This window comes from Rhizobium leguminosarum (assembly GCF_002953715.1).
GTDB lineage: Bacteria > Pseudomonadota > Alphaproteobacteria > Rhizobiales > Rhizobiaceae > Rhizobium > Rhizobium leguminosarum_V.
Window position 1 is genome coordinate 4,321,358 of record NZ_CP025012.1, and the last position, 24,475, is coordinate 4,345,832.

General features: G+C 63.1%; 16 protein-coding genes. 7 read left to right on the plus strand and 9 right to left on the minus strand.

Going from position 1 to position 24,475, the window contains the following annotated elements:
* Positions 1-2 precede the first annotated feature (2 nt).
* The 4 genes from CUJ84_RS21500 (at position 3) to CUJ84_RS21515 (ending at position 5,997) form a co-directional block, all read left to right on the plus strand.
* A complete protein-coding gene (locus tag CUJ84_RS21500; protein ID WP_105007670.1) occupies positions 3-1,787 on the plus strand; it encodes a gamma-glutamyltransferase family protein in 1,785 nt (594 codons plus the stop codon).
* Between the two features lie 2 nt (positions 1,788-1,789).
* Positions 1,790-2,545, plus strand: a complete 756-nt coding sequence (locus tag CUJ84_RS21505) for a DUF1028 domain-containing protein (protein WP_105007671.1) — start codon at positions 1,790-1,792, stop codon at positions 2,543-2,545.
* 24 nt (positions 2,546-2,569) lie between these two features.
* Positions 2,570-4,408 (plus strand): ABC transporter ATP-binding protein, encoded by a 1,839-nt coding sequence (locus CUJ84_RS21510; protein WP_105007672.1) that lies wholly within the window; start codon positions 2,570-2,572, stop codon positions 4,406-4,408.
* 254 nt (positions 4,409-4,662) lie between these two features.
* On the plus strand, positions 4,663-5,997 hold the full coding sequence (locus tag CUJ84_RS21515) for a glucoamylase family protein (RefSeq protein ID WP_105007673.1): 1,335 nt from the start codon (positions 4,663-4,665) through the stop codon (positions 5,995-5,997).
* 68 nt (positions 5,998-6,065) lie between these two features.
* Here the strand turns inward: CUJ84_RS21515 and CUJ84_RS21520 are convergent, their stop codons facing one another.
* The 6 genes from CUJ84_RS21520 to hglS form a co-directional block, all read right to left on the minus strand.
* Positions 6,066-7,103: an ABC transporter ATP-binding protein gene (locus tag CUJ84_RS21520; protein ID WP_105007674.1), complete on the minus strand. Its 1,038-nt coding sequence runs from the start codon at positions 7,101-7,103 to the stop codon at positions 6,066-6,068.
* A complete protein-coding gene (locus tag CUJ84_RS21525; protein ID WP_105007675.1) occupies positions 7,100-8,767 on the minus strand; it encodes an ABC transporter permease in 1,668 nt (555 codons plus the stop codon). Before CUJ84_RS21525 ends, CUJ84_RS21520 begins: the two co-directional genes overlap by 4 nt.
* A 63-nt stretch (positions 8,768-8,830) precedes the next feature.
* The gene (locus tag CUJ84_RS21530) at positions 8,831-9,847 is read right to left on the minus strand and encodes an iron ABC transporter substrate-binding protein (RefSeq protein ID WP_105007676.1); all 1,017 of its coding nucleotides are present in this window, start codon (positions 9,845-9,847) and stop codon (positions 8,831-8,833) included.
* Positions 9,848-10,059: 212 nt separating this feature from the next.
* On the minus strand, positions 10,060-11,598 hold the full coding sequence (gene amaB / locus CUJ84_RS21535) for an L-piperidine-6-carboxylate dehydrogenase (protein ID WP_105007677.1): 1,539 nt from the start codon (positions 11,596-11,598) through the stop codon (positions 10,060-10,062).
* A gap of 25 nt (positions 11,599-11,623) precedes the next feature.
* On the minus strand, positions 11,624-12,907 hold the full coding sequence (locus tag CUJ84_RS21540) for an NAD(P)/FAD-dependent oxidoreductase (protein ID WP_105007678.1): 1,284 nt from the start codon (positions 12,905-12,907) through the stop codon (positions 11,624-11,626).
* 67 nt (positions 12,908-12,974) lie between these two features.
* Positions 12,975-14,405 (minus strand): 2-oxoadipate dioxygenase/decarboxylase HglS, encoded by a 1,431-nt coding sequence (gene hglS, locus CUJ84_RS21545; RefSeq protein ID WP_105007679.1) that lies wholly within the window; start codon positions 14,403-14,405, stop codon positions 12,975-12,977.
* 84 nt (positions 14,406-14,489) lie between these two features.
* On the opposite strand from hglS, the gene CUJ84_RS21550 reads away from it, so the two are divergent.
* The 3 genes from CUJ84_RS21550 to CUJ84_RS21560 all read left to right on the plus strand — a co-directional run bounded on the left by CUJ84_RS21550 (position 14,490) and on the right by CUJ84_RS21560 (position 17,131).
* Positions 14,490-15,398 (plus strand): LysR family transcriptional regulator, encoded by a 909-nt coding sequence (locus CUJ84_RS21550; RefSeq protein ID WP_105007680.1) that lies wholly within the window; start codon positions 14,490-14,492, stop codon positions 15,396-15,398.
* Positions 15,399-15,466: 68 nt separating this feature from the next.
* Positions 15,467-15,703: an Lrp/AsnC ligand binding domain-containing protein gene (locus CUJ84_RS21555; protein ID WP_003543721.1), complete on the plus strand. Its 237-nt coding sequence runs from the start codon at positions 15,467-15,469 to the stop codon at positions 15,701-15,703.
* Positions 15,704-15,952: 249 nt separating this feature from the next.
* Positions 15,953-17,131 (plus strand): glycosyltransferase family 4 protein, encoded by a 1,179-nt coding sequence (locus tag CUJ84_RS21560; RefSeq protein ID WP_105007681.1) that lies wholly within the window; start codon positions 15,953-15,955, stop codon positions 17,129-17,131.
* A 125-nt stretch (positions 17,132-17,256) separates the two neighbouring features.
* Here CUJ84_RS21560 and CUJ84_RS21565 read toward each other — a convergent pair whose 3' ends face one another.
* The 3 genes from CUJ84_RS21565 to CUJ84_RS21575 form a co-directional block, all read right to left on the minus strand.
* Entirely contained in the window at positions 17,257-20,568 is a 3,312-nt protein-coding gene (locus CUJ84_RS21565; RefSeq protein WP_105007682.1) for an oligosaccharide flippase family protein, read from the minus strand.
* 190 nt (positions 20,569-20,758) lie between these two features.
* Positions 20,759-21,937 carry a glycosyltransferase family 4 protein gene (locus CUJ84_RS21570; RefSeq protein WP_105007683.1) on the minus strand — a complete coding sequence of 393 codons (1,179 nt, stop codon included), beginning with the start codon at positions 21,935-21,937 and terminating at the stop codon, positions 20,759-20,761.
* Between the two features lie 45 nt (positions 21,938-21,982).
* A complete protein-coding gene (locus CUJ84_RS21575; protein ID WP_105007684.1) occupies positions 21,983-24,463 on the minus strand; it encodes a glycoside hydrolase family 2 protein in 2,481 nt (826 codons plus the stop codon).
* Positions 24,464-24,475 lie beyond the last annotated feature (12 nt).

The window sequence follows — 24,475 nt, forward strand, 5'->3', positions numbered from 1 at the left end:
ACATGACCGCATTCACGACCCGTCCCGAGATCCTCGGCACCTTCGGTGTCGTCACCTCTACGCACTGGATCGCCTCGGCCGTCGGCATGAGCATTCTCGAAAAAGGCGGCAACGCCTTCGATGCGGCAGTGGCGACGGGCTTCGTGCTGCAGATCGTCGAGCCGCATCTTTGCGGCCCGGGCGGCGACCTGCCGGCGGTGATCTATTCGAAGAAAAAGGACAAGGTCGAGGTCATCTGCGCGCAGGGTCCCGCCCCCGCCGGCGCGACGATCGAACACTACACGGCGGAAGGCCTGAGCCTGATCCCCGGCGATGGGCTGCTTGCGACCGTCATCCCCGGCTCCTTCGATGGCTGGATGCTGATGCTGCGCGACTATGGCTCGATGAGCGTGCGCGATGTGCTGGAACCGGCGATCTATTACGCCGAGCACGGCCATCCGATGCTGCCGCGCGTCTCCGCCACCATCAAGGGGCTCGCCGCCTTCTTCGAGAAGGAATGGCCGACCTCCTATGAGACCTGGCTGCCGGGCGGCAGCGCCCCCGAAGCGCATGTGAATTTCAGGAATCCGGTGCTTGCCGAAACCTGGAAGCGCATCATCGCCGAGGCCGAGGCGAAAAGCGGCCGGGAGGCGCAGGTGCAGGCGGCCCGCGACGCCTTCTACCGCGGCTTCGTCGCCGAGAAGATCGATGACTATCTGAAGACCGCCGAGGTGATGGATGCGAGCGGCAACCGCCACAAGGGCGTTTTGACCGCCAACGACATGGCGAACTGGTCGGCAACGATCGAGGAGCCGCTGACCTATGATTATCATGGCTGGACCATTGCCAAGATCGGCCCCTGGGGCCAGGGTCCGGTCTTTCTGCAGACCCTGTCGATCCTCAAAGGCTTCGATCTCGCCGCGATGGACCCTGCTGGCGCCGATTTCGTCCATACCGTCGTCGAAGCGATGAAGCTCGCCTTCGCCGACCGCGAAGTCTATTACGGCGATCCTGATTTCTCGGAGATCCCTGTCGCGCACCTGCTGTCGGAGACCTATGCCGCTGAGCGCAGCCAACTGGTCGGCGCGGACGCCTCCTTCGATCTTCGCCCCGGCATCGTGCCTGGCTTCGAAGCGCAGCATGATCTGACGATGACGATGCTCGGTGCGGATTCGAAGACCGGCGCCGTCTACGAGCCGACCATGGCGCATCTTTCCGAAAAGCGCGGTGATACCGTGCATATCGATGTGATCGACCGCGACGGCAACATGGTCTCCGTCACCCCGTCCGGCGGCTGGCTGCAATCCTCGCCGACCGTGCCCGGCCTCGGCTTCTGCCTCAATTCCCGCGCCCAGATGTTCTGGCTGAAATCAGGCCTGCCGACGTCGCTTGCGCCGGGCAAACGGCCGCGCACGACGCTGACGCCGTCGCTCGGCCTCTACGAGGGCCGCCCGACGCTCGCCTTCGGCACACCGGGCGGCGACCAGCAGGAGCAGTGGCAGCTCTCTTTCTTCCTGCGCTACGCCCATCACAAGCTGAACCTGCAGGCGGCGATCGACCAGCCGCTGTTCCACACCTCGCATTTTCCGGGCTCCTTCTATCCGCGCACCCGCGAACCCGGCAGCCTGATGGCGGAAGCGAATTTCGGCCCCGATGTCCTCGATGCCCTGCGCCGCAGGGGCCACAAGCTGACCGTCGCCGATCCCTGGACGATCGGCCGGCTGACTGCCGCGAGACGCGATGCCGACGGACTGTTGCGCGCCGCAGCCACCCCGCGCCTGATGCAGGCCTATGCGATCGGGAGATAGTCATGACCTGGTCGATCGTCGCCCGTGATCCCTTGACCGGTCATATCGGCATCGCCGTCGCGACCCGCTTCTTCGCCGTCGGCGCCCTTGTGCCGCATATTCGCGGCGGCATCGGCGCCGTCGCCACGCAGGCCTTCGTCAGCCCGCTTTACGGCGTCGACGGCCTGTCGCTGCTGGCTGCAGGCAAGGAACCAGAGGAAATCATCGCCGAGCTGACCGCGCGTGACGCCGGCCGCAATCAGCGGCAGCTGCACCTCATCGATGCGAGGGGGCACAACGCCGCCTTCACCGGCGCCGCATGCATCGACTGGGCGGGGCATCTGATCGATGAAAACGTCTCGGTCGCCGGCAACATGCTCGCGGGTCCCGACGTCGTCACTGAGACGCTTGCCACCTACAACAAGGCGATGGACAAGCCCCTGGCCGAACGCCTGCTGCTGGCGATGCAGGCAGGCGAGGATGCCGGCGGTGACAAGCGCGGCAGGCAGTCCGCCGCCCTCGTCATCCACCGCGATCAGGATTATCCGTGGCTGAGCATCCGCGCCGACGATCATCCCGATCCGCTCGCTGAACTTGTCCGCCTCCATGCAGTGGCGGGTGAACGCTACCTGCATGTCGCGGAGACGATGGCGACGCGGCAAAATCCGAACGGCATGACCGACAGGCGCGAGATCGATGAAAAGATCACGACGCTGGAAGCGGCCCGCATCGCTGAAGGCAGGCCTTCCGCCTCCTTCGCCACGCCTTTGAAGACGTGAACCAGATAAAACTAAGGGAACGACATGAGTGATGTTTCTTCGGCCCCCGCCTCTCCGGTTCTCTCCGTCCGGAACCTGACGACCTCCTTCCTCGTCGATGGCGACTGGAAGCCGGTGGTGCGCGACGTCTCCTTCGACGTCATGCCTGGCGAGACGGTGGCGATCGTCGGCGAAAGCGGCTCGGGCAAGAGCGTCACCTCCCTCTCGATCATGCGATTGCTCGCCAAGGGATCGAGCCGCATCGATGGCGCCATCACCTTGAACGGCAAGGATGTTCTCAGCCTTTCGGAAAAGGAGATGCGCCGGGTGCGCGGCAACGACGCCGCCATGATCTTCCAGGAGCCGATGACGTCCCTCAACCCGATCTTCACCATCGGCCGTCAGATCTCCGAGGCGCTCACCTGCCACGGCGATATCGGCAAGGCCGAGGCGCGGGCCGAGACCGTGCGCCTGCTGGAAAAGGTCCGCATCCCCAACGCCGCTTTGCGCTTCGACGAATATCCGCACCAGTTCTCGGGCGGCATGCGTCAGCGCGTGATGATCGCCATGGCGCTCGCCAGCCGGCCGAAATTGTTGATCGCCGACGAGCCGACGACGGCGCTCGATGTGACGATCCAGGGCCAGATCCTCGACCTGATCAAGATGCTGCAGGAAGAAGAGGGCATGTCAGTGCTCTTCATCACCCACGACATGGGCGTCGTCGCCGAAATCGCCGACCGCACCATCGTCATGTATCGCGGCGAAGCGGTGGAAACCGGCACGACCGACGACATCTTCCATCGCGGCAGGCATCCCTATACCCGCGCACTGCTCTCGGCCGTACCGCGCCTCGGCTCGATGGCCGACCGGAAATGGCCGCTGCGTTTCCCCGTCGTCGATACCACGACCGGTGAACGGCGCGAGCCGGTCGAGGTGGCCGATACCGTCGACCGCCGCCGGACGCCGATCCTCGAAGTCAAGAACCTCGTTACCCGTTTCGATATCCGCGGCGGGCTGCTTGGCCGCAAGACGGGCGCGATCCATGCGGTCGAGGACGTCTCCTTCGATCTCTTCCAGGGCGAGACGCTGTCGCTCGTCGGCGAATCCGGATGCGGCAAATCGACCACCGGCCGCTCGATCACCCGCCTCGTCCAGCCGAACGGCGGCAGTGTCAGCCTCGACGGCTATGACGTGCTGAGCCTTGACGCGGTCAGTCTCCGACGGATGCGCCGCAGCATCCAGATGATCTTTCAGGATCCATTCGCCAGCCTCAACCCGCGCATGACCGTCGGCGCCGCCGTCGCCGAACCGATTACCGAACATGGCCTCGGCACCGGCGCCCAGGCCCGCGACAAGGCGGCCGATCTTCTCGAACGCGTCGGGCTGAAACCCGACATGATGAAACGGTATCCGCACGAATTCTCCGGCGGTCAGCGCCAGCGCATCTGCATTGCCCGCGCGCTCGCACTCGATCCGAAGGTGATCGTCGCCGACGAAAGCGTTTCGGCCCTCGATGTCTCGATCAAGGCACAGGTCTGCAATTTGCTGATGGACCTGCAGCAAAGCCTCAACCTCGCTTTCCTGTTCATTTCCCACGACATGGCAGTGGTCGAGCGCGTCAGTCATCGGGTCGCGGTGATGTATCTCGGCGAAATCGTCGAGATCGGCCCGCGCGCGCAACTGTTCAGCAACCCGCAACATGCTTACACCAAGAAGCTGATGGCAGCCGTGCCTGTTCCCGATCCCTCACGGCGCGGCATCAAGCGCAACCTCGGAACCGACGAGCTCAAGAGCCCCGTTCGCCCGGTTGGCTACGTCGCGCCGCCGCGCCGATATCGGGAAGTGTCGGCAGGTCATCTGGTGCGGCTCGATGAAGCCGCCTGAACGTGAAAATCCACTCTCCAAAGCATCAGGAAAACAAGTATTGCGGGAAAATAACCCGTGCCGGTGGCGCGCGGGCCGTCTTTTTTGCTGCACCGCTTATATGACTTCTGCTAGATATTATTTTACCGATAATTATTAACGACCGATTCCACCCTTTTGTGTTCTCTTATCCCTACGAATCAAAAAGGTTTGATTTGCCCGGGGACGGCCCCCATGTTGAAGCATGGGGCGATGCAACAGTTGGGTAGGAGCCTATGCTGCAACGGATTGAAGACATTGATGCAGCGCTCGTCGACAGGCTGCAGCATTCGGCGTTCAATTACTTCCTGAAATATACCAATCCCGAAAATGGCCTGGTGGCGGATACATCGATCGGCGGGGTTCCGTGCAGCATCGCAGCCGTCGGATTTGCGCTTTCCTCCTATCCCGTCGGTGTCGAGCGTTGCTGGATCAGCCGCGAGGAAGCGGCCGAGCGCACGGTCAATACGCTGCGTTTCTTCGCCGAGGCGCGCCAGGGCGAGGAACGCCATGCGACCGGCTACCGCGGCTTCTTCTATCACTTCCTGCATATGGATACCGGCCATCGCGCCTGGAACAGCGAGCTTTCGACCATCGATACGGCGCTGCTTGTTGCCGGCATCCTGACATCAGCGCAATATTTCAATCGCGAAGACGACGAGACGGAGACTGAAATCCGTGAACTCGCCACCTTCATCTACGAGCGCGTTGACTGGCGCTGGGCGCTGAACAAGGGCGACACCATTTCCATGGGTTGGAAGCCCTCATCCGGCTTCCTGCGTTGGCGCTATCACGGCTTCGACGAGGCGATCATTCTCTATACGCTGGCGCTCGCGTCGCCGACGCACCCCATTCCGCAATCGAGCTACGACGCCTTCACGTCAAGCTATTCCTGGATGCTGCATGGCGAGCAGTCTTATCTCTATGCCGGGCCGCTCTTCATCCACCTCTTCTCGCATGCCTGGATCGATTTCCGTACCATTCAGGACAAGCCGATGGCGGAGCGGAACTGGGACTATTTCCGCAACACGCAGGTGATGATCAAGGTCCAGCGTGACTATGCCGAACGCAATCCCGGCCAGTTCGTCGGCTACAACAGGAATATCTGGGGTTTCTCCGCCTGTGACGGCCCGCCGCCGACACGGCGCATGCGCGGCGGCCGCCAGCCGAAGGTTCTGGGTTATGCCGCCCGCGGCGCACCGCTCGGCCCGGATGACGGCACGATCGCACCTTGGGCAGCACTTGCCTGCCTGCCCTACGACCGGCAGGCGGCTCTCGACGGCACCAAGGCGCTTCTGACCACCTATCCGAACCTGCTGTTGGAAGGCGGCTTCCCCGGCGGCTTCAACCCGACGGTCAAGACCAAGCGGCCGGAAGGCTGGGTCGACGACCGCACCGTCGGCATCGACCAGGGCCTTGTCGTCATGACCATCGAGAACGAGCGCTCCGACTTCATCTGGAAACTGATGCGGCAATCGCCGGTCATCCGCCTCGGGCTTGAGCGCGCCGGCTTTACCGGCGGCTGGCTCGAAGGCATCGAGCCGGAAGAAGTGGTGCGCAAGTTCGGCTAGCGCATAACCCCAGAAATCGAAATCGATTTTAGAGCCCGCGCGTCCAATAGGAGGTGCGGGCTCTTGGTTTAGTTTTCGAAGACATGCGCCTTGCCGGCGATATCGAGGCGAACGAGATCGCCTCGCGCGGGAAGCGCCACGCTCGAGGTCTTGATCAGGATCGGCGGCAAGGCAACGCCGTCGAGCGAAACCGCAACGGTGCAAACCGCGCCGCCAAATTCCACCTCGACGACACGTCCGCCATAGTTACGATCGCTTTCATCGGCGACGACGCGAATCTGCTCGGGCCGCAGCATGATCTCCGCCTTGCCCTGACGACTGCCCTCGACGGCGACGCGGCCGAGGGCGCAGTCTGCCAAACCGTTGCGAATGATGGCGGGAAGCAGCACCGCATCGCCGAGGAACAGCGCCGTCTCGCGATCGCGCGGATGCAGATACAATGATTGCGGCGACCCGGCCTGGATCAGCCGTCCTTCCCTGAGCACCGCGACCTGATCGGCAAAGGTCAGAGCCTCTTCCTGGTCATGGGTGACCAGAATGGTGGTGATGCCGGCCGCCTGCAGCACGCGCGCAACCGCCTTGCGCATGTTTTCACGCAGGCCGGTATCGAGTGCCGAGAAAGGTTCGTCAAGCAGCATCAGCCGCGGCTTGCGGCCGAGTGCGCGGGCCAGCGCCACACGCTGCTGCTGCCCGCCGGAAAGCTGATGCGGGCGCCGCACCAGCATGCCGCGGTCGAGTTCGACCATATCGAGCAACTCGACGATGCGTTTCTCGCGATCGGCTGCGCCTCGTTCGAAGCCGAAGCCGATATTCTCGGCAACGCTTAAGTGAGGAAACAGCGCGCCGTCCTGCGAGACGATGCCGATGCCGCGCTTGTGTGCCGGTACTATCGCCGGACCGTCCGCCAGCAGGTCGCCATCCAGCGTCACTCTGCCGACATCGGGTTGCTCGAAGCCGGCAATGATGCGCAGCAGCGTCGTCTTGCCTGAACCGGACGGGCCGACGACGGCCGTGCGGCTGCCCGCCGCGACGTCGAGCGAAATATCCTTCAGCGCCTGGACGGGGCCATAGCGCTTGCTGATGTTCTCGATCGTAAGCAGCGTCATTGTCCGGCGGTCCGTTTCGATTGGGTATAGAGCATCAGGGTGAGCGGCAGCGACAGCACGACCATCATGAAGGCGTAAGGGGCGGCCGAGACATAATCGATCTCGCTGGTCAGCGACCAGAATTTCGTCGCCAGCGTATCGACGCCATTGGGCGACAGCATCAGTGTCGCCGTGAGTTCATTGGTGATGCCGAGTGCGGCCAGCGCAACGCTGGCGGCGGCTCCCGGTGCTGCAAGCCGCATGGTGATCTGCCGCACTGCCTGACCCGGAGTGCGGCCGAGACCCATCGCGGCGCGCTCCAGCTCCACCGGCGCCTGGGCGATGCTGGCGCGCAGCCCGACCATGGCTCGCGGCAGGAAAAGCATCACATAGGCGACGAGCAGCGTTGCGAAGGTCTGATAGAGCGGCAATACGAGACGCACGGTGATCGTCACCAGCGCCAGCGCCACGACGACGCCCGGCAGCGAGCCGACATAATAATGGCAGGCTTCAAGCACACGCTGGAGGCGGCCGGGCGCACGCACGGAAAGCCAGGCCATCGGTGCTGCGGCAATCGTCGCCAGCACGCCGCCGACAACGGCAAGCACGATCGTCTGCAGGAAGGCGCTGCCGACTTCGATGCGCCAGATAGCGGTGCCGCCGAGATAGAGCCAGCGGCCAAGCGTCACCAGCGGCACGCCGAGCGTCAGTACAGCCAGGATGACAGGCAGCAAAACGGCGGGCACCACGAACCAGCCCAGCCGGCGACGGTCCGTGGGACGTGGCGAGCCGGCGCCGACGCGGGCATAACGTTCGTTGCCGCGCACCAGCACCTCGAAGCCGAGCAGAAAAAGACAGCAGGCGACAAGCACGCCGCCGAGCATGTTGGAGGCCGGGCTGTTGTAGGAGGACTGGAACTGGTCGACGATCGCAGTCGCGAACGTGTCGAACCGGATCATGACGAACAGGCCGTACTCCGAAAGCAGATGCAGAGCGATCAGCAGCGAACCGCCGCAGATGGCAAGCCTCAACTGCGGCAGCACGGCGCGGAAGAAGACGCGCCAGGGATTGAGGCCCAGCGAGGCCGCGGCATCCTCGATGGCCGGATCGAGACGGCGCAGCGCTGCGGCGACCGGCAGGTAGAGGAACGGATAGTAGGCGATGACCGAGACGAAGACGCCGCTCTGCAGGCCGCGCATGCCGGGAACGAGGCTAACCCAGGCATAGCTGTGTACGAAGGCAGGCACGGCGAGCGGAGCGATTGCCAGCCAGGCCCAGAGCCGCGCAAAGGGAATGTCCGTCCGTTCGGTCAGCCAGGCGAGCGTCACGGCGAGCGCGATCGACAGTGGAATGGTAATCGATTCCAGGAGAACCGTATTGACGAGAAGTTCGCCGACACGCGGCCGGAAGACCAGGGCCTTCACTGTTTCCCAGCCGACATCGTAGGTTACCCAGCCGATGAAGCCGAGCGGCACGAGACTGAAGATCGCGACGACGGTTGCAAGCAGGACCACGGAAGCGTGCGGCATGCGTCCGCGCGGCAAAACCATTCGCGTGGCCCTCGGCGCGACCGGCGCCTGGTTGCCGGATGCGAGCAATCTGTTGTCCTGCAGCAAGGCCGATGCCTTTACACGCTGAAAAAGGAAGGCAACCGCCTTTGAAGGGCGGTTGCCGGATATCGTCATGCCCTAAGGTTTTCTTGAGCCAAATGCAATAGTTTTGGCCGGAAGACGCCTGCGGCAGAAAGGTTAGATCAAGCCGGCGGCCGTCATCAGCTCGACGACCTTCTTGCTGTCGAGGGTCGAAGCTTCGACCTTCGGAGCATTGAGATCGGCAAGCGGAGTGAGCTTGTCGTTGGAAGGCGCATCCTTGCCGACGGCATATTCATAGGAATCGCCGTCCTTGAGGACTGCCTGGCCGGCCTTGCTGGTGAGGAACTTCAGGAAAGCCTGGGCTTCCTTCATGTGCTGTGTGGACTTCAGGACGCCGCCGCCCGAAACGCTGACGAAAGCGCCCGGATCCTGGTTCTTGAAGTAGCGCAGGCCGACATTCTTGCTGTTCTCGCCTGTTTTGGCCTGATCGCCGAACCAATAATAGTGATAGATAACAGCGCCTTCGACTTCGCCGGCGTTGACGGCTTTCATCGCGACGCTGTTGCCCTTGTAGGGCGTGGCATTGTCTTTCAGGCCCTTCAGCCATGCCTTGGTGGCGTCTTCGCCCTTGAGCTGCAGCAGGGCGGCGACGATGGCCTGGAAGTCGGCACCGGCAGGTGCTGCACCCCAGCGGCCCTTCCAGGCGGGATCTGCAAGGTCGAGCATCGACTTCGGCAGCTTGTCTTCAGTCAGCTTGGTCTTGTCATAGGCAAAAACGGTGGTACGGGCGGCAATGCCGGTCCACATGCCGTCAGCCGGGCGATACTGATCCGGAACCTGATCCAGCGTTTCCTTTTCGATGGGGGCGAAGAGGCCCGCGCCATCGACCAGCGTCATTGCCGGCGAATTCTCGGTCAGGAAGACATCCGCCGGAGAGGCGTCGCCTTCCTGGATGATCTGGTTGGCGAATTGCATGTCGCTGCCCTGGCGCATGGTGACCTTGATGCCGGTCTCCTTGGTGAAGGCATCGATCCATTCACGGCCCAGGCTTTCGTGCTGGGCATTGTAAACGACGAGACCTTCGTCCTGCGCACTGGCGCTGCCTGCGAGCGCGGTGGCGGAGAGAAACGAAGCGGCAAGCGCGAGGGAAAAACGGTTAAGAGCAATGTTCATGATGGCCTCCGTGGCGATGTCACCCGAGCTCTCCAAGGGCGATGAGAGGCGTATATTTTTCCTGACTGCGGATTTCAAGTTTGGCTTGCCCGGAAAAGCCATCACAATATCTTGACTAAATATTTCATATTACAGGGGAATAAATCTCGATTTGGCAAAAAAGGCGACGCTTCCCGAGCGCCGCCTCTCTTTTGCAGCCTTTTGCCGCCGGCTTATCCGACGTCGAACTTGACGCCCTGCGCAAGCGGCAGCGTCCTGCCGTAATTGATCGTGTTGGTGGAGCGGCGCATATAGGCCTTCCAGGAATCCGAGCCGGATTCGCGACCGCCGCCGGTTTCCTTCTCGCCACCGAAGGCGCCGCCGATCTCGGCACCGGATGGTCCGAGGTTGACGTTGGCGATGCCGCAATCCGAACCTCGGGCGGAGACGAAGGTTTCGGCCTCGCGCATGTCGTTGGTGAAGATCGACGACGACAGTCCCTGCGGCACGGCATTGTGCAGCGCCAGCACGTCGTCGAAATCGCTATACTTCATCACATAGAGGATCGGCGCGAAGGTCTCGTGCTCGACCGGTCCGGTCTGATCGGGCATTTCGACAAGCGCCGGGCGAACGTAGAAGGCGTCAGCCGAACCATTGTCGACGCGGTCACCGCCGGTCACCGTGCCGCCGGCCGACTTCGCCTCGCCAAGCGCTGCCTGCATCTTCTCGAAAGCGTGGCCGTCGATCAGCGGTCCCACAAGCGTCCCGGCCTCGAGCGGATTGCCGATGGTGACGGAGCCGTAGGCCTTCTGCAGGCGCGGCACCAGCTGGTCGTAGACGCTCTCATGGACGAAGAGACGGCGCAGCGTCGTGCAGCGCTGGCCGGCCGTGCCCATGGCGGAGAAGGCAACGCCGCGCAGCGTCAGGTCGAGATCGGCCGTCGGGCAGACGATCGCCGCATTGTTGCCGCCGAGTTCGAGAATGGCGCGGGCAAAACGCTGCGACAGGCGCGGACCGACGGCGCGGCCCATGGCCGTCGAGCCTGTGGCGGAAACCAGCGGGATCTTCGCATGATCGACCAGCACTTCGCCGACCTCGCGGCCGCCGATGATCAGCGTCGACAGATTGGCCGGTGCGCTACCGCCCTCGGCGACGAAACGCTTCAGCGCCTTCTCGAACAGCGCCTGCACGGCAAGCGCCGTCAACGGCGTCTTTTCCGAGGGCTTCCAGACGGTGGAATTGCCGCAGACCATCGCAAGCGCCGCATTCCACGACCAGACGGCAACAGGGAAGTTGAAGGCGGAGATGATGCCGATCACGCCGAGCGGGTGCCAGCTTTCCATCATCCGGTGCTCGGAGCGTTCGGTGGCTATCGTCAGGCCATAGAGCTGACGGGAAAGGCCGACGGCGAAATCGCAGATGTCGATCATCTCCTGCACTTCGCCGAGGCCTTCGGAGGTGATCTTGCCGACCTCGATCGAGACGAGACGTCCGAGCGCCGTCTTTGCGGCGCGCAGCTCCTCGCCGAGCAGGCGGACCAGTTCGCCGCGCTTCGGCGCTGGCACGGCACGCCATTCGAGGAAAGCCTGGTGGGCCGCTTCGATCGCCGCCTTCGTCTCGGAAACGGAATGTTCCCTGAGTTTGCCGATTTCCTTGCCGGTGACCGGCGAGGTGACGGAAAGCGTGCCGCCGTGATAGCGGCTGGCATCGACGCCGAGTTCGGCAAGCAGCTTGGCGGTTTCAGTGGCGAGATCGAGGACGGCGATGGTCATTGTCGTGTTTCCAATCTTATTGTGCTTAGAAGCGTGCATCGGCGAAATGGGCGACCTGAGCGCCGGCTTCGTACCATATTTCCTTGAGCGCACGGAAGCTCGGCTCGCTGGGTGCCGTCAGCGGCAGCGGCAGATCGGCTTCGCCAATCCGGCCAAGGATATGCTCCGCCAGCGTGCGGCCGAAGACCGTGCCGGGCGCAATGCCGCGGCCATTGTAACCCGAAAAGCCGACGACATTCGGGGCGAACTTGTGGAAGCGCGGCAGCGCATTGTCGGTCATGCCGATCTGGCCATACCATTCACACTCGAATTCGACATCGCCGATCACAGGGAAAAGCCGCTTCAATGCGCGTTTGGCCCAGCCCTTGTGTACGGCCAACCCGGTATTGCGCAGCGCCCCGACACTGCCGAAAACGAGACGGCCGGCCTGATCCATGCGGAAGGAGGAGAGAATTTCCTTGGTATCCCATGCGCCTTCCCGTCCTGGCAGGATCGACTGACGCAGATTGTGGCCGAGCGGCACGGTGGCAAAATTGAAATAGGGCAGATGCACCTGTTCGCTGCGCACCTGCTCCCACGGGCCGGTGCTGTAGGCATCCGTCGCGACGATGATCCACTCGGCGCTGACTTCGCCGCTTGATGTCTTCACGGTCCAGCGGCTGCCGTTACGCTCCGTTGCGATGACCGGGCTGGACGTATGAATGGCGACACCGGCCTTGACGGCGGCATCGGCAAGGCCGCGCGCATAGGCAAGCGGCTGCAGCGTGCCGGCGCGTTTGTCGAGCAGCGAACCGGTATAGGCATCGCTGCCGATGCGTTTTGCCGTTTCCGCCGCATCGAGCAGCGTCACGGCTGCGCCGCGGGCGGACCATTGCGCCGCGCGATCCTCGATCTCCTTCAGCCCGTCCGCGCCGACCGCGCAATGCAGCGTGCCGTTCCGTTCGAGTTCGCAGGCAATCTGATGTTTGTCGATCAGCTCCATGACCAGCTTCGGCGCATTGCCGAGCAGATCGAGCAGGCGTTCGCCATGCACCGGGCCGAGCACGCCAGGCAGATCGTTCGGCATCACCCACATGCCGGCATTGATCAGTCCGACATTGCGCCCCGCACCGCCGAAGCCGATCTCCTTCGCCTCCAGCAGCACCACCTTCGACCCGGCTTCGGCAAGATGCAGGGCGGAAGAGAGGCCGGTGTAACCGCCGCCGACGATGACGACGTCGGCCGAAATCGCGCCGTCGAGAGGCGAGGTCGCCGGCGCTTCGGGCGCTGTCTTTTCCCAGAGGCCGTGGGAGCGCGGATCATTCAGCATGGCTCAGTCCGATCAGAGCGAAATCGCGGATACTCTAATGCAAAAAAGAAAGTGTTGAACCTGCCATTCACGCAACGGTCTTCAGCGGCAGGCCCGCAAGGCCGAGCGCGGCCAGCGCCGAATCCAGCGATGCAGCCTGGCGTTCGGCGTAAAGTGCCAGCTCGTCCTGAACGGTAGCACCCAGTGCTGCCTCGAAGGCGTCACGGTTCGAGCGGGTCGCGTAGTTCTGCTGCTGGTCGGTGCCGAGGTTCGACTGGAAGATGCCGGCCGCGCTGACGGGCAGGAAGTCTTCGTAGACGATCGGGGTGACGGCGAGGTAACCCTTGGCGATCAGCGCCGCCGGATCGCTGGACAGCCTGCTGCCGTCCGCGGCGGCAATGCCCGCAGGCGTCGCGGAATAGCGGAAGAAGGCCAGACCCTCGTCGCGCAACTCATCCCAGCTGTCCGGCAGTGCCTTGAAACGCGCGGCAAGTTCATCGTCGTAGGCGCCGGCCTTGGCGCCGCCGGCGCCGACCTGCACCTCGCCGCGAACCGAGGCAAGCAGCCGGTCGTAGAGCGCCCGGCCCTTAGCCGTCAGCGCCACACCGCGTTGTTCGATCTCCCCGAAGCGGGCGGTATGCGTGCCTTGAATCGCACCGTCATCATCGGAAAAGGCGATCGTTTCCTCCAGCGCCTTGAAACTCGTCTGCCGCAGCAGGATATCGCAATGACGGCGCGGCGGCCCTTCGATGACAGCCTTCGGCGTGATGCCGCATTCCGGCATGCGGGCCTGGACTGCATCGATATCGAGCGTGCGCGGCGTCAGATGGTTGATGTGCGGTCCCTTGAAGCTGACGACGTCGGCGATCAGCCGATGCGCATCATGCAGCCGCTTGTAGGTGTCGGCGCTGACTGTCGCTTCGCCATGCCAGCGGAAGGTTTCCAGCGCCTCGGCGACGAATTCCGTCGCCTCTGCATCGGTCAGGCCGCCGTTCTGCTCGTGGCGCTCGATCAGCGTGACGGCGCGCGGCGTATAGATCCGCCGTTTCGCCAGAATGGCTTCGGCTTCGCCGCGCAACCCCTCGTCCTCGATCAGCTCCAATCGCAGCAGCGAGGTGAAGACCCGGAATGGATTGACGTTGAGCGCTGCCTCGTCGATTGGCCGGAAGCTGGTGGAATGAACCGGCACACCGGCGACCGAAAGATCGTAATAGCCAACCGGCTGCATGCCCATGACCGCAAACAGCCGGCGAATGGTGAAGAGCTCGTCAGCCGTACCGAGCCGGATGGCGCCGTGACGCTCGACATCGATGCGCTCCAGCTCGCCGGCTTGGGCCAGGCGATCGCGCAGATCGGGATCGTTTTCGAGGCAGCCGGCATTCACATCCGCCACCAGTTCGATCAGCGTGCCGTATTGCGGCACCTCCGTCCGGTACATCTGCGACATCGCCTCGGTGAACAGCGATCGGATGCGGTCTGGGGAAACGAAGGCTTGCGGCATTGGGAAACTCCGGCTCATTCCGTTTTTGCAGGATGAACCTCTTTACACGCGCGACAAAGCCGCAAATATCGCTATTTCGGAAATAGCCCATTCTGAAACGGAATGACCATGCTGACGTCTAGACGTTTTCTACCATCGATTTCGCATCTCGCCGCCTTCGAGGCGGTCGCCCGCACCGGCAGCGTGACGGCAGCGGCGCGCGAACTCGACTTGACACAGAGCGCCGTCAGCCGCCAGGTGAGTGCGCTGGAGGAGCAGCTTGGCGTCGAGCTCTTCCTGCGTGAACGCCAGACCATGCGGCTGACGCTTGCCGGCGACGGGTATGCCCGCGAGATTCGCGAGGCGCTGCGGCGGATATCAAGCGCCTCGCTGAACCTACGCGCCAATCCGCATGGCGGCACGCTCAATCTCGCCATCCTGCCGACCTTCGGCACACGCTGGCTGGCGCCGCGCCTGGGACGCTTTCTCGCCGACAATGCCGGCGTGACCATCAATCTGGTGACCCGGCTTTCGCCCTTCGATTTCCGCCTTGATTCGATCGACGCCGCCATCCATTTCGGCCACCCGCACTGGCCGGGCGCCGAACTCGCGCTTCTGATGTCGGAGCGCACGGTGCCGGCCTGCAGTCCGGATTTTCTGAAGCAATATGCGATCAAAGCGCCAGAGGATCTGCTCGCCGCTCCGCTTCTGCACCTGACGACACGTCCCGACGCCTGGGAGCAATGGTTCGCCGGCAACGGCGTTTCTTTCGAAAACGTGCACGGCATGCTCTTCGACCAGTTCGCCACGGCGGCGCAGGCGGCAATCGCCGGCCTCGGCGTCGCCCTGCTGCCGACATTCCTGATGCAGGAGGAGATCAGGCGCGGCGATCTCGTCGCCGCTGTCGACCGTGAAATGGAAAGCCGCGAGCGCTATTATCTCGCCTTTCCGCCCGAGCGCGCCGATTATGCGCCGCTTGCCGCCTTTCGCGATTGGATCGTCGCCGAAGCGACCGCCAATCCGGCTGCGTGACGAACGGCTTGCATCGGCAGGGCGCTTTCGACCATTATGCGATCCAAACAACTTTGCAGGAAATCTTCATGAAGCCGATCTTCGTCCAGCTCCAATGCGCACCCGGCAAGACCTATGATGTCGCCGACGCCATCTACCAGACCGAACTGGTCTCGGAGCTCTATTCCACCAGCGGCGACTACGATCTGCTGCTGAAGGTCTATATCGAGGAAGGCCAGGATATCGGCAAATTCATCAACGACAACATCGCCAATATTCCCGGCATCGTCCGCTCGCTGACGACGCTGACCTTCAAGGCATTCTAGAGCAATTCCAGCAAAAGTGCGCAGCGGTTTTGCGTCCGGAATTGCGTGAAAACAAAAGAGATAGAGCGTTTCCGTGATTCGAGAAAAACGGAAACGCTCTGAATTCCCATCAGACACGGTTAACCTTTTTCGCGAAGATTGGCCCTCGCAAGCGGTCGCCTAAACTGCGCCTTAACGCCGGGCATATCTGGTCGTTGTTATCACAGGCCCGCATCAGCGCGGGCCGGCACGTGCAGCGATAGGTGAAAAATGTCGATCGTCGAGGCAGAGAGGGCGCGCGCGATGCCGCAGTTGGAAACGGCTCCGCTGATCGTCCATGTCGTGCGCCAGTTCCTGCCCAATCGCGGCGGCCTGGAAGACGTGGTCGCCAATCTCGCCCGCCAGACCGTGCGCCGCGGTTATCGCGTGCGCGTCGTCACGCTGGATTCGCTCTTCACCGCGCCTGAAGACAAGCTGCCGCTTCGCGAAGATATCGATGGCATCGAGGTGGTGCGCATTCCCTGGTTCGGCACCAGCCGCTATCCGCTGGCACCGCAGGTTTTCCGCCATCTCGCCGATGCCGATCTCGTCCATGTCCATGCCATCGACTTCTTCTTCGACGCGCTCGCCTGGGGCCGGCTGCTGCACGGCAAGCCGATGATCGTCACCACCCATGGCGGCTTCTTCCACACGCGGAAATACGCGACGATCAAGAAGATCTGGTTCCGGACATTGACCCGTGCTTCGGCGATGGCCTACCGCCGCGTCGTCTGCTGCAGCGCCTCCGACCTCAAGCAGTTTTCCGAGATCGTGCCCGACAGCCTCCTGATCGAAAACGGCGCCGATATCGGCAAATTCGCCGACATCGCTTCGCGCCGGGCAAAGCGCCGCGTCGTCACGATCGGCCGGTTCTCGGTGAACAAGCGCATCGACCATCTGCTCGATGCAATGGCCGCGCTGAAGACCCGCGACCCGGAATGGCATCTCGACATCGTCGGCGCCGAATCCGACCTGGACCGGGCGGATGTCGAAGGCGCAATCGAAAGCCGCCATCTTTCCGGCCGCGTCACCCTGCATGTGTCGCCCGACAACGACACCATCCGGCGCATCATCGCAGAAGCCTCGATTTTCGCCTCCGCCTCGGAATATGAAGGTTTCGGCCTGGTGGCGCTGGAGGCGATGAGCGCCGGTCTCCTGCCGGTGCTGAACGCCAATGATGCCTTTGCGACGCTTGCCGCCCGCCATCCCGTTCTCATGCTTGCCGATTTCACGAATCCTGAGAGTGCCGCCACGGCGCTCGAAACGGCCTATGAACACCTTTCGCGCCAACCGGACACCGTTCGAGCCGAGCTTCTCGACGCCACCCGCGGCTATTCCTGGGATATCGTCGCCGGACGTTATATCGATCTCTACAGATCGCTTGATGTCGTTGCCGCAGAAAGCATCTGATCCCGCCTAAAGCGCGTCGCGATCTTTCAGATTCGCTTGCCGGACTTCAGGTCTTCGTTTTCCGCATGTCTTCGGCGCAAAACCGCTGCACACTTTTGCGCGACATGCTTTCGCTGAAATCCCGGTCATGCTCTGGCGAGACGGATGATCTCGTCGAGCACGAATTTGCGCGACTGCGGCGGCGTCAGATTGTGGTCGGCATCCGGCAGCATCAGCAGGCGCACGTTCGGATAGCGCGAAAGCCTGGCGCCGCGCGGCCCGAAGTGGAAATAGACGTGGTCGAGCCCGACATCGCCCTCGCTGTAGATCAGCGTCAGCGGCACCTTGCGCTTGCCGAACAGCGCGAAGGAGTGCCGGACCTCACGGGCGATATGGCGCCGGTCGGGAAGTAGCTCAAGCACCGGCGCGATCCACGGCGACAGCCGGCGGCCGGCGGCGATGACGATATTCTGCAGCGCCGAAACAACATCCACCTGGCCGCGCAGCAGCCGCTTCAATGTGTCGAGCCGCGCCAGGCGCTGGCTGTAATCATCCAGGCTGCGGGGGACGGAGACGACATGCTCTCTCCGCACCGGCATGTCAGGATCCCAGTAATAAACGAAGGGATTGATCGACACGACAGCCTTCAAGCGCTCGTCGGCGACGCCGGCGCGGAAGGCGACGTAGCCGCCGCTGCATCGGCCGGCGACCATGACGGGGCCGGCGACGACGCCTTCGAGCAGATCGAGCGCGGCAACCGCATCTCCGGTCTGCGTATCCGAATAAAGTACCTGTTCCGGTGCATCCGGCCGCGGCGGGCTGTCGCCGACATTGGCGGAATCGAAACGCAGCGAAACGACGCCTTGGCGGGCGAGCTCGCGCGCCATATCAACCGTCGTCCGCCCCCAGCCGGCATGCCGGTCATAGGCCGTCGACAGGAAAAGCACGGCATTGCCCTTGATCTCGCCGAGCGGCCGGCTGACGACACCGACCAGATGATTATGGCTTCCGAAACGGACCGGCGTTTCCGCAAAATCATCGCCGGCAAGCAGCGGGTTGTCGATCGCCGCCGAGGAATGGGCGGCGGATGTCTCCGCCGTCGTTGCCTCCAGCCACGTCGTCAGCAGCGCGACGACAGCCATCGGTGTCTTGGCAAACAGCGGATTGGTGGCGAGCTCGTCATAGCCTTCGAAGGCCGTCTGCTCGACATCGGCGCCAAGCGCCTTCAGCGCATCGGCAAAGCCGGTATCGTCGGCCTTGGCAGGACGCTCGAGGATCAGATAGCGGGAGGCCGCAAGCCCCTGCGGCGAGGCGATGTTGAGCTTGCCGAGCTCGGCAGCGATTTCCTCCGGCATGACGAGCCCGGCGATCTGCACCTTCGCGGTCTGGACATGCTCCTTGCCGAGGCCGAGATCGGCATCGATGATCTTGGACCACATGTTGAGTTCGCGCAGATAGGCCCTGCCGCTCAGCACCGGCGCCAGCATGACGAGGCTGTCGACGCCTTCGATCGAGGAACCGACGCGATGGGCAAGCGTCGCGCCGAGGCCCTGTGCGATGAGGATGATACGGTCGCAGCCGCTCAACGACTTCAGCTTGTCGGCGGCCGCACGGATCGAGTTTTCCCAGGTTTCCAGCCTTGCCGGCAGCGCCCCGAAATCGAGCGCGTCGCCGGTGCCACGATAGTCGAAGCGCAGGCTCGGCACGCCGATATCCGAGAAATGCTCGGCCGCGACGCGGAAGAATTTGCGGCTGCACATCTCCTCGAAACCCCAGGGGCTGACGAAGAGCACGGCGGCCGAACGTTTCTTCGCGTGCGGATTCTCAGGCATGAACAGCCCGATCGTTCCGTCGAAGACGACAGGCAGGGCAGCGTTGCGCCCCGCACCCTCGGCCGGTTCCAGCGAGAATTCGCCAGGCGCGACCTTGGCACGATCGGGATCGCCGGGAAGCCGCGGCGCGATGAAATTGATCGCATGGCCAACCGGCCGCCGCAGCAGGGACGGCATCTTGTCGAGAATGGAGCGCATGACTTCGACATCCTCGCCCGGCACGGCGCGCAGCACCCGGAGCGCTGCGAAATAGGCGAATGCGCCGGCGATGATCGCGCCGACCAATCCGGCCGGACCCTGGACGAATTCCAGCACGGAGATCGCTCCGCAAGCACAGAGGACGGAGGCGAGCGTCACCTTCGTCAGGCTTGTGTAGAGACCCGAAAGCTGGGATCCGAATCCTGTCTGTCTGATCATCATCACCGACATTGCAACGAATACGAGGATGCGCACGAGTGCGGCACCCTCGGCCGCAAGCCTAGGTACGATCAGTAAACAACCCGCTACCATCAGTAGGCCACCTATCACACTGATGTTCAGCCGGGAGCGGGCCCTGTCCATCGACAGCAGGTAGAGGCTGAGGATCTGCATGAAGGTATAGGCGGGAGCGACGAGTGCAAGCAGCGCCACCACTGTTCCGCTGCGGCGGAACGCTTCGCCGAACACCACGAGCACCAGTTCGCTGGAAATCGCGGCAAGCCCGAGGCTCATCGGCAGCACGATATAGGCCATGCTGCGGGTGACGGCGGCAAAGACCTCGACCGGCAATGTTGAATCGTCGCTGCTGTGGCGCCGCTCGGAATAATAGGGCAGCAGGCTGCCGGTCATCTGGATCGGCAATTGCAGCGCGATGTTCGCGATCGACAGGCCGACGGCATAATAGCCGACCATCTCCACCGACCAGAACTGCTGCAGAAAGAGCAGCTCGAGCCGGTTGAGGAAGATGGAATCGATGATGAACTGGATCGACAGGATGACGGAGGAGGAGGCGAGATACTTCAGCGAGACCCCGCACCAGTCGCGCCGCGCCAGAAGGATCGGCAACGTGGCGAAAAACAGCACCAGCTGGCCGAGCGCATAACCGACGAGAACACCCTCGACACCATAGAAAACGGCGCCGACGGCAACGCCGGCAAGCTGCACGATCGAGACGGCGACCGTCAGCTTAAAGAAGGCGCCAAGCTTCTTTTCGCCGATCAGGTAGAATTTGACGAAGGATCCGATCGCCTGGACGAAGAACAGCACGCCCGTGACCAGAGCGACGGATGGCGCGGTGTCGGCCCAGTGCATCCTTTCGGAGGTCAGGAAGAACAGCGCGTAGAGCGCCAGCAGCACGACGGTCGAGAACATCATGAAGCTGACGAGGATGGCGGCAAAACCCCGCCGGCGGCGCGCATCGAAGCCCTCCGCCGAAAGTTGCGGCAACGTCTTCAGCAGCGTGATGCTGGAGCCGAGCTCGGCGATCGAGGCGCCGGTCACCACCAGCCAGAGCGAAAAGGCGACGATGCCGTTGGCTTCCGGCCCGAGCAACCGCGCGGTTATGATCGAGGAAACGAAGCCCGTCAGAAGCAGCAGCATGCCTGCCGCCGCGTTCATCACCGAGTTTGCGATAATACCCTTCGACATCTGTCCATCCGTCAGGATCGGCCTAAAGCGCGCCGCGATCTTCAGATCGCTCCTCGCACTTTAGGTTTCTGTTTTTACGCATGTCGTTATCGCAAAACCGCTGCGCACTTTTGCGCGACATGCTCTAAAGCCGCATACCCGCCATCTCTAATGCGAAAATGTTAAAATAAAGCGGAGTGACGACCTCAGCTTAGCTGGCTTGCATCGCCGCCAGCGTCTGAAGCGCCTTCTCGTAGGTGTTTTCTGCGAGGTAACGCAGCAGGAACTCTCGCGCCTTCTCGGCCTTCTCTCGCGCGCGCTCTGGCGCGCGGAAAATTTCCCTCAAGTACCCGGCCGCCGCCTCTGGAGAGGGATCGGCCCAGACCGCGCCCTTGAGCCCGGCAAATTCCGGATGGGTATCGACCACCGGAATGAGGGGAGAGGCAACCAGCCAGCTATTGTCGGGATCGCAGAAATCCACTGTTCCCGACCAGTCCGTGGAAACGACGGGCGTATGCTGCATGATCGCCTCGGCAACCGTCAGCCCGAAACCTTCGGAACGATGCAGCGAAAGATAGGCGTCCGAACAGCGGATGAGGCCGTTGATCTCGGCGTTCGACAGCCTGTCGGTGACGATCCTGATCCGGCTGTCGCCCTTAACCGAAGCGACCAGGTCGCGCAGGACCTCATCCTTGCCGATATCGCCGCTGGCCTTCATCAACAGGAAGGCGCTGGGGCATTCGGCGGCAAATATCCGGAAGGCCTCGATGACGGCCTGCGGATTCTTCCGGTTGATCGAGGAGCCGGCGCTGAAGATGAAGCTGACGAGAAAGGCGTCTTCGTCGATGCCGAATTTCTGGCGCATGCCTTCGGTCGCCGGCTTCTCGGTGACGGGGTGCGGAACGACGATGACCGGAGCCGTGGTGAGAGGCGCAATCGCCCGCCTGGTGAATTCCGACGGCACGAAGACGGCATTCATGTAGTGCATCGCATTGCGCCACTCCGCCGGAACGACTTCGAGCTCCCAGGCGAAATAGCCGATGTTGAAGGCGCGGGTGAAATTCGCAACGCCCTTCTTCAGGATGGCGCGCGGCAGCATCGGCGGATTGAGATGCCAGATCCGGCTTCCCGCAGGTTCGGTGGAAAGATGCGACGGCGTCCATCCGGCGAAGGAATTCTCGTCAGGATGCGTGCTGACGTCGGAGAGCGAAATCACCCGCCCCGCCTCCGACAATGCGTCGGCGCAGAGCCTTGCCGACTCGCCGACACCGACCGCCATCGAGAGATAACCGACGACTTCCACCGGCCTGCGTGGGTTGAAGGCAAGACGCGACCGCGGGATCAGCCGCTGCAGGACATGGGCGCGCAGAAGGCGGTATATCGTTCTCAAATCACGGTCTTTCCCAATGGATCGGCATCATCCTTCGCAGGGGCATCAGCCCTCGATTGCGACGCGATGCGAACTGCCTAGACTTCTGATCTCGCCCGCAGGCGGAATATCGCTCTCCGCGCCGGACAGCGCGTGGAGCTTCACGCGCCGCATCGCGCCGGGGGCAAGATGGAACCAGTCGTCGTCGGCCCGATAACCTTCGACGTCGATATGCACCGATTGCGCCAGCCGGTCGGTCCTGAGATCGACGAACCAGTCGCTGTCGTCTCTGACGAATGATGCTTCGATCCCTGCATCATGCAGCGCCTTCCCCCGTCCGCAGGGGAAGTGGAAGCTCTCGGCGAGAATGGCGCCGTCCGCCAGCGAGCGCAGGCGCGCCACACTTGCATCATGCGCCGGCGGCCCGAAACGGAAAGCATAGGTCGTATCGAAGAAGGCGCCGAACAGCGCGGTGCAGGCAAGGCGCTCCGTGTCCCTTGCCGCCAGCTTGAAGGCCCTGCTGCCGCTGACGACCTGCTGTTTTCCCCCGCGCAGGCAGACGACCTCGAGCTCGACGTCGAGCGCGGCATCCGTCTCGTTGACGACATGCACGTCGAGACCGTTCGTTCCCTCGTCGGTGAAGACTGCCTGAACCGGCCGGAATGCACGGCGCATCGCATACCAGACGGGCTTCGGCTCTCCGGTGGAATCGATCACCCCCCAGCCGGGGCCGGGCAGCAGGTCCTGCAGCGTCCAGACGAGCGCGCCATTGCAGGCCGAGCCCTTGCGCCGCCATTCGGCAAAAGTCTCTTCGATCACCTCGCCGGTAACGGCGCGGGAGAGATCGAGATAACGTTCCGGATCTTCGCGGCGCAGCTCAGCCGGATCGAAACCGTAGAGAAGCTGCAGGTAGAAGTCGCGAACATCCTCGAAATCCCATGATGCGCTGCGGTCGCGGGGCACACGGGCCTTCCATAGCGGGCTGTGGACGGCGGGCACGTCGAGATGACGTTGCAGCGTCCTTTGCTGCGGGACATGCGCGAAGGCGAGGCTTTCGGAGGCAAAACGCACATCGGCGCGGCGCGCATCGGCAATCGGCAGCATATAGGCGCCGACGCCGTAATAATGGGCGATACCGGCATTCGGCGAAAAGGGCATCGCTCCGCCATAGGGCGAGTTCGGGACATAGGGCACGTCGGGGCGCATGCGCGCGACGACCGCCGGAATGATCTCATCGGTGACCGGCCCGCTCCAGAATTCCGCCGGCAGACCGAGCATTGCCGCCTGCTGGTGGATTTCGCTGCCGCCGCAGAGCACGGCCAGCGAAGGCGACGCCTGCGCGCCGTGCAGGAATTCCTCGACCTCTGCATGTACGTGACCGAGAAAAGCCTTGTCGTTGCGCGGATAATCGAAATTGGCGAACATGAAATCCTGCCAGACGAGCAGACCGAGCTCGTCGCAGAGCGCGAAGAAATCAGGCGTTTCGTAGGCCATGGTGCCGCCGATGCGGATCATGTTCATGCCGGCTCCGGCGGCAAGCCGCAGGAACGGCTCATAATCCGCCCGCCCGCCCGGCAATCGCGCGATATCGGCCGTCGTCCACACCGCGCCGCGGCAGAAGATCCGTTCGCCGTTGACGAGGAGCGCGAAGTCATCGCCATCCGCACCGCGGTCGACGTCGATGCGGCGGAAACCGGTCCTGCCGAGCGGATATTCCACGCCGTCGGAAACCAGCGTCAGCTCATAGAGACGCGGAGCGCCATGCGTGTGCGGCCACCAGGACTCGATGTCGGAAAGTTTGAGGATAGCCGAGTAATGACTGTCGCCGACCTTCTCGAAGGGCTGCTCCATCCCAGCGCAGCGCAGCAGCATTGAGGGATCCTCGGCATTGCTATGCAGGGAAACGCTGAGGCGGCCGACACCACTCTCCTCGAATACGGCGCGGATGGAAACATTGTCGATCGAGACGGGATTGCGCCGCACCATCGAAATCGGCCGCCATGGCCCGACGGCATGGATATCGGGGCACCAGCCCGGCATATGGCCAAGCAGCGTCGTGCGGAAATTCTTCAAGCCCGCCGGCGTGATCATCTGCGGCCGCCAGCGCGCACGCGGGCCCGGCTCCGACAGGCGGGGGCCGAGCGCCCGGAAGCACAAAGCCAGTTCGTCGCCGCCCGAAAGCGTCACCGGAATCTCGTGTGCCGTGAACATGCTCTCGGAAAACAGGATTTCCTGACCGTTCAGGAAGACATGGCAGAGCGTCGCCAGTCCTTCGAAACGCAGGATCGCGTCGCCGGGCTCGGCATCGAAAAGCCGGCAGAGATACCAGGCATCCCGCGTGTTCAGCGGCTCGGGATTTTCACGGTCGAAGAGCCCGGCTTTTTCAAGCGCTGCGGCGACGGTGCCGGGAACGGGTGCGGGAATGAGCTGTGCGGAGAGCGGGATGTCGTGCGGCACGGCGCAAGCGCCCGGCTCCGTCAGGATCAGGTTCCAGCCTTCGGAAAGTAAACTTTCCTCGGCACCGATGCTCGCCAAACGCCCCCGCATGGTCAGATCTCC

Bases quoted from the DNA above. Each gene is read 5' to 3' on its own strand.
- CUJ84_RS21510 (WP_105007672.1), top strand. From the start codon at position 2,570: ATGAGTGATGTTTCTTCGGCCCCCGCCTCTCCGGTTCTCTCCGTCCGG.
- CUJ84_RS21515 (WP_105007673.1), top strand. From the start codon at position 4,663: ATGCTGCAACGGATTGAAGACATTGATGCAGCGCTCGTCGACAGGCTG.
- CUJ84_RS21505 (WP_105007671.1), top strand. From the start codon at position 1,790: ATGACCTGGTCGATCGTCGCCCGTGATCCCTTGACCGGTCATATCGGC.
- CUJ84_RS21540 (WP_105007678.1), bottom strand. From the start codon at position 12,907: ATGCTGAATGATCCGCGCTCCCACGGCCTCTGGGAAAAGACAGCGCCC.
- CUJ84_RS21530 (WP_105007676.1), bottom strand. From the start codon at position 9,847: ATGAACATTGCTCTTAACCGTTTTTCCCTCGCGCTTGCCGCTTCGTTT.
- amaB (WP_105007677.1), bottom strand. From the start codon at position 11,598: ATGACCATCGCCGTCCTCGATCTCGCCACTGAAACCGCCAAGCTGCTT.
- CUJ84_RS21555 (WP_003543721.1), top strand. From the start codon at position 15,467: ATGAAGCCGATCTTCGTCCAGCTCCAATGCGCACCCGGCAAGACCTAT.
- CUJ84_RS21550 (WP_105007680.1), top strand. From the start codon at position 14,490: ATGACCATGCTGACGTCTAGACGTTTTCTACCATCGATTTCGCATCTC.
- CUJ84_RS21560 (WP_105007681.1), top strand. From the start codon at position 15,953: ATGTCGATCGTCGAGGCAGAGAGGGCGCGCGCGATGCCGCAGTTGGAA.
- CUJ84_RS21565 (WP_105007682.1), bottom strand. From the start codon at position 20,568: ATGTCGAAGGGTATTATCGCAAACTCGGTGATGAACGCGGCGGCAGGC.
- CUJ84_RS21500 (WP_105007670.1), top strand. From the start codon at position 3: ATGACCGCATTCACGACCCGTCCCGAGATCCTCGGCACCTTCGGTGTC.
- CUJ84_RS21520 (WP_105007674.1), bottom strand. From the start codon at position 7,103: ATGACGCTGCTTACGATCGAGAACATCAGCAAGCGCTATGGCCCCGTC.
- CUJ84_RS21525 (WP_105007675.1), bottom strand. From the start codon at position 8,767: ATGACGATATCCGGCAACCGCCCTTCAAAGGCGGTTGCCTTCCTTTTT.
- CUJ84_RS21575 (WP_105007684.1), bottom strand. From the start codon at position 24,463: ATGCGGGGGCGTTTGGCGAGCATCGGTGCCGAGGAAAGTTTACTTTCC.
- hglS (WP_105007679.1), bottom strand. From the start codon at position 14,405: ATGAGCCGGAGTTTCCCAATGCCGCAAGCCTTCGTTTCCCCAGACCGC.